Source organism: Flavobacterium adhaerens, assembly GCF_040045115.1.
Lineage (GTDB): Bacteria > Bacteroidota > Bacteroidia > Flavobacteriales > Flavobacteriaceae > Flavobacterium > Flavobacterium adhaerens.
In genome coordinates this window covers 73530-86882 of record NZ_JBDLZX010000004.1, presented here as the reverse complement: position 1 = coordinate 86882, position 13353 = coordinate 73530, and the positions used below count along the sequence as shown (strand labels likewise).

Genomic DNA, 13353 nt, shown 5'->3' with positions numbered 1-13353 from the left:
ACTAATCTGCTCATATGCTTTCACATAAAACTAAATATGCCCTTAAAGCACTTCTGTATTTAGCTCAGCAAGATGAGAACCATATCTCAAGAACAATTGAAATTGCAGAAGAAGCCCAAATTCCTAAAAAGTTTTTGGAACAAATTCTTTTGGATTTAAAAAGAGGACATTTGGTAGGAAGCAAGCAAGGAAAATTTGGAGGTTATTATCTCTTAAAAGACAAAAATTCTATTACATTAGCTGATATACATCGCCTATTTGATGGAGCCATAGCTTTACTACCCTGTGCTTCTTTAAATTTTTACGAACCTTGTTCGGATTGCAAGACCGAATCCGAGTGCAATTTGCGCCATGGATTGATGATTATCAGAGATGAAACCCTAAAAGCCATGCAAGGAATTACAATAGCCTCATTGGTAAATAAATAAAAAACAGAAAACCGTTCTCAATTTTACTAAGAACGGTTTTCTATTTTATATACCTTCATTATTCCTTAGACTCTTCCGTTGTTTTAAATTGACTATCTGTAACAACTTTTTTGATATAAACATCTTGTTGCGGAAAAGGAATCTCTATATTATTTTCCTTGAAAATAGTATCAATCGCAATAAACATATCACTTCGTACATCATTAGCATAATCAACATTAGCAACCCAAAATTTTACAGCAAAATCAATTGAGCTATCATTAAAATTAGTAACCCAAACAATTGGTGCAGGTCTTGACAGAATTAAAGAATGTTTTTCGACTACATCTAACAACAGTTGTTTTGCGTTTTCAAGATCAGTACCATAAGCTACCCCCACGGCTATTTCGACTCTTCTTTTATTATTCCCTAATGTCCAATTGGTCAAATGCTGATTTAATAAATCTCCATTTGGAATAATTACATCTGCTCCATCAAAAGTAGTCACAACACTACTTCGTATTCCGATAGATTTCATTTTACCCATTTGACTACCCACCTCAATAATATCGCCAATATTAACGGGCTTTTCGAATGCAATAATGAGTCCGCTCACTAAGTTATTAACCAATGCCTGCAAACCAAAACCAATACCAACTCCCAAAGCACTAATTATAATGGTTAGTCTATCTATTGGGATTCCTGCCGATGCAAAAGCTATAATGATACCTATCGTAAAAATAACAATTTGAATAAGCAACAACCAACTTCCTAACTGATTCCCTTTTACACCTGTACTAGAAATTGAATGGCTACTGGATAAAAAAGAAACAATCTTTGCCAAAAAAACAGAAATGATTAAAATCAAAAAGAAAATAAAAATACTTGAATATGTATATGTAATATCTCCTAATGACCTGTTGGTCGTAAAAAAATCTGCGAAGGGATCAACAATTAATTGAAACAAATAGGAGTTCTTACCAATAGAAACTATCCATCCTAAAACAAAAATAAAAATGATAAATGAGGAATGATTTACCTCTTCAATGGTTCTAATATCAATTTTCTTTTCCTCGTCGGTTTCGCTTAAATATTTGGAATAATTAATCACTAAAATAATTAGCTTGTAAGTATTAGTAAACAAATAACACATTAAAACCGTTATCAAACCATTTACCATTAATAATTTTCCTAAACTATAATTACCTAATAAGATAAAAACAACGGACAACAGCTCAAAACCAATCACAACATAAAGAGTACATTTATATAAGTTGCTTAAAACCATTTTACTTTTGATAAATGAAAACCAACTAAAAAATAAGGTGGTCAATGCCAAAAACAAAATAAAATAAACCTCTACTACCGAATGTATTAATATATTATTATCATAAAACCCTAAAAGGAGTAAGATAGCATAAACTCTCCAAATTCTTTTCTCATTATTATTATTTACTTCCCTATTTACAAACGTTAAGGCAAAAATCGAAATCATCCATATAAATGCTGTAAAAGCAAAAGGCGGGAAAATAAAAAAGAAGTTAAAAAGAGTAAATGAAATTAATAGAGCAGAAGCTATTGGATGTCTAAAAATTTGTTTAGAATGCTCTATTTTATTATAAATACCAGCACTTTGATATTTGTTTCTTAAAAATAACAAATAAACAATTATACAAATTACAAACAAAACCATTAATGAAATTGCATCGATATGGTTCGAAATAAAAAACAACAAACTAATCATTTCCTTTTCAAAAGAATATACAAATGATTCATAAAATGTTTTTTCTCCCGGATCTCGAACAAAAATATCATCAGAAGTAGAAAATAAATGGGTAAACTCGTCTTTTCGAATATTATCAATTTCGATTATATCATTTTGCAAGGAAAATTTAAGCTGATTCCCCTTAACTTCAAGTTTAGCGATACTATCAAAAGCATCTTTAAATTTCTTATTGATAAGTGCCGTTTCTTGACTCATCGATTTAAACTTGTTGTAATACAAAACTTTAATCACGGTATCTTTTGGAACAACATAAATGGATTCATCGAGAGTTAAAGAATCAATTTTATTTTGTACCAAAGTTAATGCAGCATTATTATTTTGAATATTAGCCATTTGCTTATCGATACGTATCTGCAATTCTTTTAACATTACAGTCGTAACGGTTATATTTCTGATAGTCTGAAAGTCATTTCTATTATTTATTACACCATCTATTGCTTTCTTTTTCAAGCGAATTATTGTAGCAAGCTCTTGGGTGAAACTCTTATAATCTAATCCTGTTTTAAGAATGAAATCGGCATTTTGAATTTCTTTTTCTATGGCATCAAAAACAACTTTTTGCTTTCTGCGTATTGTATTTTCATAAAAAACTTCCTTACTTTTTTCGGGACCCAAACTCAAATATTCTTCAATTTTCTCAACATTCGACAAAGTATCATTTTGAGGTACAACCTTTTGAGCCAAAGCTGAAAAAAAACAAACTTGTAGTAATAGTACAAAAACAATTCTAAACTGATTCTGAATTGAAGCCATAAGGAAGCGGTTATTTAGTTGAAAGCTGAAATTAAATTAATAAAAAAAATAATGCAAACAATTCAAATGCAAAAAAAACAACAAAACAAACATTTTAAATGACTGATTATCAATATAAAATAGATTATTTTAAAAAAATATTTTTAAATTCTACTAATTACATAGAATTAATTATATTTTTGCATCAAAATAAACAACAACCTATCAAAAATGAAACGTATGAAAACGTACCAAAGTAAATTTACTTTTATAGGAAATGTGTCCTTAAAAAAAGAAATTGGATCAATTGAAACAGTAAATATTCATAATATGTGTATGTGTTATTAGAAGCCAAAAAAAAAAAAAATAATTTTAAACTCTACTAATTACATATAATTTATATAAAAATGAAAAATATCTATACCAAAACAATTACTAGCTTACTATTAGTATTCATAACAGCAACATCATTTGCACAAAATCGTTTGGAGGGAGTTGTAAAAGACGATCAGGACTCCCCAATAGAAGGAGTTAATATTGTCGTAAAAGGAACAACCAATAATGCAACATCAGATATAAATGGTTTGTTTACGATTGATGCCAAAGAATTACCGTTTACCATTATCGTGCAATATGCAGGATACACCACAAAAGAAATTAAAGTTTCTGAGTTACCAGCTAATTCTCGTCCGTTGCAAATAACTATTTCTACAGGAGAAGAAAAAGTACTTTCGGAAGTAGTAGTTACCTCCAGACGTAGAATAGAAAAAGCGCAGGATATTCCGATTGCTGTATCGGTAGTAACCGGAAAACAAGCTGAACAAGCAGGAGCTTTTAATGTAAATCGTATCAAAGAACTTATACCTGCCGTACAACTCTATTCTTCAAATCCACGAAATACAGGAATAAACATTCGTAGTCTTGGTTCACCCTACGGACTTACCAATGACGGTATCGATCCAGGAGTAGGATTTTATGTTGACGGTGTCTATTATGCGCGACCAGCAGCTACCACTTTAGACTTTATTGATGTAGAACGAATAGAGGTATTACGTGGTCCACAAGGATCTTTATTTGGAAAAAATACAACTTCAGGAACTTTTAATATCACGTCACGCAAGCCAAGTTTTACCTCAGGAGCTGATTTTGAAGTGAGTTATGGAAATTATGCTTACCTACAAGCCAAAGCCTCTGTAACAGGAGCATTGACCGAAAAAATAGCAGGACGTTTATCCTTTTCGGGTACACAACGTGATGGCTTAATAGACAATATTGCTACAGGAAGACCTACCAACACACTGAACAATCAGGGTTTTAGAGGACAATTACTTTATACTCCAACAGAGAACACTAACCTTACATTGGCAGCCGACCTTACTACACAGCGCCCAGACGGATATGCTCAAGTAGTAGCTGGAGTTGCTCCTACACAAAGAGCTGCTTATCGTCAGTTTAATGCTATTATTGCCGATTTAAATTATCAACTTCCAAGTTTAAACGCTTTTGATCGTAAGATTGACCACGATACACCTTGGAGATCAGGACAAGATTTGGGTGGTGCTTCTTTAAATGTTGATACCAAAATTGGAAAAGGTACCCTGACTTCAACAACAGCATGGCGTTTTTGGACATGGGATCCATCAAATGATAGAGATTTTACAGGTTTACAGGTATTAGCCAAATCACAAAACCCTTCTAGACAAACACAATTTACCCAAGAAATTCGTTATGCAGGACAAATTACCTCAAAATTAAGTGGTGTTGCAGGAGTATTCTTTATAGACCAAGAAGTAAAAACAAGAGGAACTGAAGAATCAGGAGATGCTCAATGGCGATTTTCACAAAACACCACCAATACCGAATTATGGTCAACTCCAGGGCTATTTGAAGGTTACGGAATCAATACCAAATCAAGTATTAAATCGACTAGTGCTGCAGTATTTGGTCAATTGGATTGGGCTATTACCGAACGCTTGCATGTATTACCAGGCTTGAGATATAATTATGACAAAAAAGATGCTGATTATAACCGTAAAACATACGGCGGCTTGCAAACTACAGATCCTGCTTTAATAGCATTACAAAAATCGGTTTACTCCGATCAAGCTTTTGTAACTGGGAAAAGCGACACCGACTTTTCTGGAAACATAACGGTTACTTATAAAGTTTCGGATAAAATCAACACTTATGCTACTTATGCCAAAAGTTATAAACCTATTGGTGTAAATGTAGCTGGGCTTCCAACTCTTGCAGGGCAACCAATGCTAGAACTTGCAGTGATAAAACCAGAAGATGTAAATCATTATGAAATAGGAATCAAAACAACTCCATTCAAAAATTCTATTTTAAACTTGACCTTGTTTAATACTGAAATCAAAGATTATCAAACTAATGTTCAAGCGGCTGAATTAGGTGTAAACCGTGGATATCTTGCCAATGCTGATAAAGTTCGTGTAAGAGGTGCAGAACTAGATGCTAGTTTTGTTGTAAACAAATACCTAACTATTAATGGTGCTGCTACCTATACTGAAGGTATTTACCAAAAGTTTACAAATGCTCCACTACCTTTAGAAGAAACTGGTGCTTCGGTAGCGTATAAAGATGTTTCCGGAACAGATTTACCAGGGGTATCGAGATGGGCGGGAAGTTTTGGAGCTGAACTTTCAGACAAAGCAAAATTCTTTGGTAATTCGGGTAGAATATTTTTAGGAATAGACTCTTATGCTCGCTCTGAATTTTCATCAAGTGCATCTGCATCAAAATATTTAATAGTACCAGGATATGCTATTTTTAATGGTCGCTTAGGATTCCGTGCGTCCGAAGGCTTATCGGTTAGTTTATGGGGGCGCAACTTGTTCAACAAAGATTATTACGAGCAATTATTACCCGCTGGAGGAAATGCAGGACAATATGCTGCTGTGTTGGGAGATCAATTAACATATGGTGTTACTTTGAAATATTCCTTATAATTATCAATTTTATATATTGAAAATCTGAATCAATAAGACCCAAACACTCCTTAACAGTGTTTGGGTCTTTGTTTTCAAATTAAAATAATTTTGATTAATTCATATCGGTATTGCCTCCTGCATCATCACCTCTATTCCCGTCGCCATTACCCCAATTATCTCTAGATTCTCTCATTCTATCTCTAGCAGCAGCTTCATTGGCTTTCATTTTTTTATACTGCTCTACAGTTAAAATCGTTTGAAGTTTAGCATCGTTTGCTTTTTTTTCTTCTTGTCTTTTGGCTTTCAAGGCTTCTCTTTCTTCAGCAGTCATTTTTTTGGGTTTCTCTCCCATTCGTTCTTGTCTCAAGGCATCCATTTTTGCACTTTGTTCTGCAAGAATCGGTTTTATTTGTTCTTGTTGTTGAGGAGTCAAATTCAACTCCTTGGTCATTCGGTCTAACTGTGCCTGATTTCTTTGTTCTGGAGACATTTTTTCTCTTTTAGGTTTATCCAACTTTTTGTTTCCTTGAACTTGGTCTTGTGCAAAAGATGAAACACCTACGACCAACAATGCTGCAACGATTAACTTTTGTCCCACAATTTTGAAATTGTTTTTAGGATTTACTAAGATCTGTGATTTCATTTTATTTATTTTTTAAGATTATAAGCATAAGACTATTTAGACATTAAATAGTTTAACAGATTAATACTTAATTTTTTACTAAATTTTTATTCATATCAAAAATTAAAAATCACAACAAAAAAACACTATCTCTCTCCCTAGCCCTGATAGCAGTGAAAATCCTTTTGTAGAGACGGGTTTGAAACAGGAGACGGGTTTGAAACCCGTCTCTACAAAAGATTGCAACGGATAGCAGGAATCCTCTTTCTGAAATTGCCTTATTTTCCTGCTCCTAAAAAATTAATTCATATTATCGGGGCCTCTTCTAAATCCACCACCGTTTGGGCCACCTCTTCTGTCCTTTGGTTTAATGCTTCCCAAATCATAGGTTACAGAAAACATTGCATATCGTTTTAAAACGACGTTTTCTTCGTCACGAATGGTTGTTGCCGAAATGGTTCTTGTGGCACTTTGGTTTTGATTTAAGATATCGTAAACCTTTACTTTTAAGTACATTTTTTTATCAAAAAAACCATAAGACAAACTGGTGTTCCATAAATAGAAATCTTTTTTGAAGTCACCCGAAATATTAGAATTGTAAGTATAGCCAAAATCATTGCCCCAAATCCAATTTTTTGGCCAATAACTGGTCGTTTGCAAATTGATTCTGTGCACTACATTGGAGCTGGCATTTAAGGAGGAATTGGTATATCGAGATTCATTGTAGGACAAACTATAATTTGGGGAAAGAATAAGCAATTCGCCATACTCATAAGTAAAATTGACTCTCGGAGAGATTCCTAAAGATTTAGCTTCGTACAAAACTGCATTGGTAAATCCTTTGTCTAGCGCATAAGAACCGTTTAAACCAAAGCCAAATCTAAAAACATGTGCATTGTTTTTTATTGTTTTGTTCCAATTTCCTCCTGCCGAAGTAGTATAAGTTCCCTCAACATTTTTATAGGTTGTGGTTCTTTTGCCGCTATCATCGTAAATTGAAGTAACAGCAATTTGGCTATCATAAAAATCACCTCTTGCGAACAGAAAAAAACCAGAACGAGTGCGCATATCAAAATTTCTATAATTGATATTGACACTATTTTTTTTATTCAAATTTAAATCTGGATTACCAATAATGGTATTTAACGGATTGGCCAAATTGGCCACAGGCAGCAACTGGCTAGTTGAAGGAAGCGTACTGGAATAATCGTATCTCAAAACAAGGAATTTTGTTTTATCCATTCTGTATCGAACTTGAGCTCTACCGTATGGCAAAACATACTTTTTATTCAAATCGGTAGTATTGTTTAAATACAAAGAATGATTATCAAAATCTACAATTGAAGTACTCGAATTTAAATTGAAAGTAAACTTATTTTTTTCGAATGAAAGTCCCACTTTTGGAGTAATCGAGTTCTGACTTGAGGTTGTATAATTGGTTTGCAAATCATTTAGGAAAGAATAGGTTTGCGAACTATCATCAAAATCATACGTTTTTACATCGTTTACCTCGTTTTGCCAACCAAATTCAGAACCAAAACGAATGCGTAACGAATCGGTTATTGGTTCGGTAAATTCGACTTCAAGTGAATACGAATCATCGGTATTATTAGACAATCCGTTTTGATTTCGATCATCATTAGGTTTACCTCCTTGATAAAATGTGGTATTCGAAATATTTATAGCTTCAGAATCACTTTTGTTGTTACTGTTAGTAAAAACGAAACTCAAATTTCTAGCCTTTCTTTCAAAAGCTTTATTAAAGTTTATCGTATTACCAAAATTGGTAGATGAGTTTTCCTTATAGGACTTGGCAGAACTCTCGTTTAGATCATTTCCATTTTCATCGGTAGAAAAACTCGAAGATTCAGACAAGCTATTGGTACGACCTTGCTCTATTTTGGGAGTAACTACTATTCGTGTAGTAGGATTCATTTTGTATTCGAACTCAAAATTGGCTTTGTTACCAGTGTTTTCATTTCTGGCTTTCGAATCGGCTTCGGTAAAAATAGTTCCAGTAGGCATAAAATTGGCCTGATTGGATTTGGTTTCATTTTTATTGATGGTATTCGAAAAATTATAACTAGCCGAAGCATCTAAGCCTTTGGCCCATTCATCAGTATAATTAAATCCTAACAAATTAGAAGTAGTAATCCCCTTGCCTGTTCCCGATGCTCTGTTATTAGAACTGGTATTACGTCCGCCTCCCATGTTATCAAAAACTTGATCCATAGAAAAACCAGTTGAATTTATATTATTTGAAGAACCTAGTAAACTTATTTTTTGATTATTATTAAAATAATTTAGGATAAAACTCGCCTCATAACGATCATCTGTTCCGTATCCGCCAGAAAATTTTCCGAAGTAGCCTTTGTTTTTCTTTTCATCAACAGTAAAATTGATACTGGCATCATCGGAGCTTGCCTCTTGTCTGGACAGTTCTTCTTTTTTGGTTTTAAAGTCGGATACTTGCACTTTTTTAATCATATCAGCTGGCATATTTTTTAACAAAATAGACCCATCTTTATTAAAAAAAGCTTTTCCGTTTACCAAAAACTGCGTGACCCCTTTTCCATTTACGGTAACATTTCCATCAGTATCAACCTCAACTCCTGGCAATTGTTTCAGCAACGTTTCAACATTTGCATCTGGACGCACTTTATAGGAAGAAGCATTAAACTCTAACGTATCTTTTTTAATTCTAATAGGAGGAGCTTCACTTTTTATGATGACTTCATTGAGTTCTTTTGGATTTTCTGTCAAATATAATTTTCCAAAATCCTTATTGGCCAAAATTCCATTTTGCTGCTCAACATACTGTTGGTACCCCACATAGCTTATTTTTAGAAAAAATGGTTTTTCGTATTTTCTGGTTGTTATCTTAAAGATTCCATCCTTATCTGTAGTAGCATATTCGATAACTGTCGAATCCTTGACATTTGATAAATAAACTGTAGCCAATTCTATTGGTTTTTTTGTTCCACTATCATAAACACCACCTTTGATTACAATTGTATTTTGGGCTCTAACAGTAAAAACAATTAGTAAAAAAAAGAAAGAAAAGTAAATCTTATTCATAATTCCATTTTAAGCATGTATTGCGAATAAGACCACAAATTCCCTAAAAGGTTTAATTGTCTTTTTAACATTTCTTAAGCAAATTGCTTATTTCTCCTTTTATCAACAAATTAAAGCTATTATGTTGCAAACACAATCACTAATAACTCTATAAAAATTATAGCGTTTGTGTACATTTGCCGAAAATTTGAAATTGCCTTAATGAAAACCATCAAATTATTATTTTTTTTATTCGTCTGTTTTATTTCAAGAGCCCAAACCGAAAAAAACGTTGAACATCAGAACCTACTCTGGTTCCGCTACTACAACATACTATCCGTTACTGAAAAATGGTCAGTTCATACCGAATTTGACAATCGTATTTTCATTAATCCAACTAAGGAAAATATTTATGTTTTCCGAATTCAAGGGCGTTACAAAATCAATAAAAATTTTGAAATAGGGGCTGGATATGCACATTTTAAAGTATTTACTCAAAATCCTGAAATTAGCTACAATTTTCAAGTCCCTGAATACAGAGCCCAACAAGATATAGTTTGGAAACAAATTTTCAATAACTTTTCTCTTTACCAGAGATTTCAAGTAGAAGAACGATTCATTCATAATGCAAACAAAACCGAATTGCTTCCTGGAACAACTTTTTACTGGAGATTTCGATACCGCTTGCATGGAGAATATACGTTTTGGAAAAAAGACAAGCAATACCTAAAAGCAATTGCTTCTGACGAAATCATGATCAATGCTGGCAAAAATGTAGCCCATAACACTTTTGATCAGAATCGTTTTTATACTGCATTTCAATATGGACTTAACAAAAATATCGCTTTAGAATTGGGGTATCTCAATAGTTTTCAACAACGGGCCAGCGGAGTTGATTATTATGACCGAGATATTTTGCGTTTTAGTTTGTACCACAAAATAAATCTAAAAGGAAAACCTAAAGAACAAACTAACTAAATACCATAAAAAAATCCCCTATCGGGGACTTTAAAATTTTTATTTTTCTCTAATATAAATATCAATTGGCACTCCTGCAAAATCCCAATTTTCTCTAATCTTATTTTCGAGATAACGTTTGTAAGGTTCTTTTACGTATTGTGGTAAGTTGGCAAAAAACACAAATTGCGGTGTATCAGTTGGTAACTGCATACAATATTTAATTTTTACATATTTCCCTTTAGTGGCTGGTGGCGGATAAGACTCTATCACCTTCAACATGTATTCGTTGAATTTTGAAGTTGAAATACGTTGTTTTCTGTTTTCAAAAACCTGAACCGAAGTTTCCAATGCTTTCAACAAACGTTGTTTGGTTAATGCCGAAACGAACAAAATCGGCACATCGGTAAATGGCATTAACTCTTTTTTAATCTTTTCAGCATAATCACGAGTTGACATGGTATCTTTTTCGACCAAATCCCATTTGTTAACCAAGACCACCACACCTTTTCGGTTCTTAGCAGCTAACCAAAAAATATTTTGGTCCTGGCTTTCAAAACCACGAGTAGCATCTATTACCAAAATACAAATATCAGCATGCTCAATGGCACGAACAGAACGCATTACGGAGTAAAACTCTAAATCCTCTTTAACCTTAGCTTTACGACGAATACCAGCCGTGTCCACCAAGTTAAATTCAAAACCAAAACGGTCAAATTTAGTATCAATAGCATCACGAGTAGTTCCCGCAATATCGGTAACCATAAATCTATCTTTACCAATAAGCGCATTGATAAAACTAGATTTCCCAGCATTAGGACGACCTACAACTGCAAAACGTGGCAAAGCAACTTCTTCTTTTACAGGTTCTGGTTTTTCTGGAAAAGCATCAATCAAAGCATCTAATAAATCCCCTGTCCCGCTTCCAGAAATACTGGCGAATGTGTAATAATCACCCAAACCAAGATTGTAAAACTCCACAGCATCTTTCTCACGCATGGCGTTGTCAACTTTGTTTACAGCCAATAAAACTGGTTTTGTTACTTTACGAAGTAATTTGGCAACCGTTTCATCCATAGGTGTAATACCTTCTTCAACATCTACCACAAAAATAATAACATCGGCTTCGTCGATAGCAAGCTCCACTTGTTTACGGATTTCGCCTTCGAAAACGTCATCAGACCCGCGAACGTATCCTCCGGTATCAATCACAGAAAACTCTTTTCCGTTCCACTCGCTTTTACCATAGTTTCTATCACGGGTCACCCCAGATACTGAATCTACAATAGCCTCTCTTCTTTGTATCAGCCTATTAAACAGGGTCGATTTCCCCACATTAGGTCTTCCTACTATCGCAACAATGTTATTCATTTTTTTGAATTTTAGATTTCGATTTTTAGATTTTATCAATTAATTCACATTAATTTATAAATCCAAAATACTTTCTTTAAATTTTTTGCAAAGGTAGTTAAAAAAACCACTTATTTGCTATCCCGATAACTATCAAGACTAAGTACCTAGATTTTCATATTTTTTAGGAGCTATTTCCAGCTGTCCACTCTATCTTATGTGGCGAACCCCGCCACATAAGGATGCCGTTCCCATCTGGGCTAAGGCATCACGGTTACAATAAATTTTTATTAATCAATTTAACAAAAACTATTTCTGATTGTACCCGAATCGTTTCAACATATTGGCGTTGCTTCTCCAGTTTTTGTTCACTTTTACATAAAGTTCAATGTGAATTTGTTTTCCGAAAAATTTCTCTAAATCAGCACGGGCATCGGTTCCAACTTTCTTCAAAGCTGCGCCTTTATGTCCAATGATAATTCCTTTTTGCGTATCGCGCTCCACCATAATTACCGAACGGATTCGGATAATTTTATCATCTTCCAAAAATTCTTCGGTTACAATTTCTACGGCATACGGAATTTCTTTACTGTAATTCAAAAGAATTTTTTCACGAATGGTTTCGTTAACAAAAAAACGTTCTGGCTTGTCCGTCAATTGATCTTTCGGATAATATGCTGGTGATTCAGGCAATAACGAAATGATTCTCTGAAAAACCTCAGGAACATTAAAATTCTGTAAAGCCGATATTGGGTAAATTTCGGCATTTGGTACTTTAGCCGTCCAAAAAGCCACCTGCTCCTCTAGTTGTTCTTGATTCGAATTGTCAATTTTATTCAACAACAACAAAACTGGAATTTTAGAATGGATTATTTTATTAAAAAAAGCTTCGTCTTTTAAGTCCTGCTCACCAATTTCGACCATGTAAATCAAGACATCTGCATCTTCAAAGGCCGATTTCACAAAATCCATCATAGCCTCTTGCATCTCGTAAGCTGGTTTTATGATCCCAGGAGTATCCGACAATACCATTTGAAAATCCTCTCCATTTACAATCCCAAGAATACGATGACGAGTCGTTTGTGCTTTTGAAGTAATAATTGATAATCTTTCCCCAACAAAGGCATTCATTAAGGTTGATTTTCCAACATTTGGATTCCCTATGATATTTACAAAACCTGCTTTATGTGACATTTGAATAAAATTTATTCCGCAAAGGTAGTTATATCAAGTCAATACAAGAAATAAAACATTTTTTAAAGTTTTTCTTGTTTTTCTATAAATTCAACGTATCTTTGCACCCGAAACATCGCGGGATAGAGCAGTAGGCAGCTCGTCGGGCTCATAACCCGAAGGTCACAGGTTCGAGTCCTGTTCCCGCTACTAAGATAGCCTTATTGAGATTACAAAACGCACATCGCGGGATAGAGCAGTAGGCAGCTCGTCGGGCTCATAACCCGAAGGTCACAGGTTCGAGTCCTGTTCCCGCTA

Annotated in this window: 8 protein-coding genes and 2 tRNA genes; 5 read left to right on the top strand and 5 right to left on the bottom strand. The window is 33.9% G+C overall.

Features of this window, described 5'->3' with window-relative positions; genetic code table 11:
- Nucleotides 1–14: 14 nt before the first annotated feature.
- A complete protein-coding gene (locus ABEB18_RS06580) occupies nucleotides 15–428 on the top strand; it encodes an RrF2 family transcriptional regulator (protein WP_348798390.1) in 414 nt (137 codons plus the stop codon).
- Between the two features lie 58 nt (nucleotides 429–486).
- Here ABEB18_RS06580 and ABEB18_RS06575 read toward each other — a convergent pair whose 3' ends face one another.
- Nucleotides 487–2946, bottom strand: coding sequence for a mechanosensitive ion channel domain-containing protein (locus ABEB18_RS06575; protein ID WP_348798389.1), 2460 nt, complete (start codon nucleotides 2944–2946; stop codon nucleotides 487–489).
- Nucleotides 2947–3332: 386 nt separating this feature from the next.
- On the opposite strand from ABEB18_RS06575, the gene ABEB18_RS06570 reads away from it, so the two are divergent.
- Nucleotides 3333–5894: a TonB-dependent receptor gene (locus ABEB18_RS06570; protein ID WP_348798388.1), complete on the top strand. Its 2562-nt coding sequence runs from the start codon at nucleotides 3333–3335 to the stop codon at nucleotides 5892–5894.
- A 94-nt stretch (nucleotides 5895–5988) separates the two neighbouring features.
- Here the strand turns inward: ABEB18_RS06570 and ABEB18_RS06565 are convergent, their stop codons facing one another.
- Together ABEB18_RS06565 and ABEB18_RS06560 are read right to left on the bottom strand one after the other, a co-directional pair.
- Nucleotides 5989–6519 (bottom strand): Spy/CpxP family protein refolding chaperone, encoded by a 531-nt coding sequence (locus ABEB18_RS06565; protein WP_348798387.1) that lies wholly within the window; start codon nucleotides 6517–6519, stop codon nucleotides 5989–5991.
- 279 nt (nucleotides 6520–6798) lie between these two features.
- Nucleotides 6799–9576: an outer membrane beta-barrel protein gene (locus ABEB18_RS06560; protein ID WP_348798386.1), complete on the bottom strand. Its 2778-nt coding sequence runs from the start codon at nucleotides 9574–9576 to the stop codon at nucleotides 6799–6801.
- A gap of 201 nt (nucleotides 9577–9777) precedes the next feature.
- Here ABEB18_RS06560 and ABEB18_RS06555 point away from each other — a divergent pair, with 201 nt between their 5' ends.
- Entirely contained in the window at nucleotides 9778–10533 is a 756-nt protein-coding gene (locus ABEB18_RS06555) for a DUF2490 domain-containing protein (RefSeq protein ID WP_348798385.1), read from the top strand.
- A gap of 39 nt (nucleotides 10534–10572) precedes the next feature.
- Here the strand turns inward: ABEB18_RS06555 and der are convergent, their stop codons facing one another.
- The gene (der, locus tag ABEB18_RS06550) at nucleotides 10573–11883 is read right to left on the bottom strand and encodes a ribosome biogenesis GTPase Der (RefSeq protein WP_348798384.1); all 1311 of its coding nucleotides are present in this window, start codon (nucleotides 11881–11883) and stop codon (nucleotides 10573–10575) included.
- Between the two features lie 288 nt (nucleotides 11884–12171).
- Nucleotides 12172–13056: a GTPase Era gene (gene era / locus ABEB18_RS06545; protein ID WP_348798383.1), complete on the bottom strand. Its 885-nt coding sequence runs from the start codon at nucleotides 13054–13056 to the stop codon at nucleotides 12172–12174.
- A 116-nt stretch (nucleotides 13057–13172) separates the two neighbouring features.
- On the opposite strand from era, the gene ABEB18_RS06540 reads away from it, so the two are divergent.
- Nucleotides 13173–13245: transfer RNA gene (locus ABEB18_RS06540), tRNA-Met, on the top strand.
- Nucleotides 13246–13280: 35 nt separating this feature from the next.
- Nucleotides 13281–13353 (top strand) — tRNA-Met (locus ABEB18_RS06535).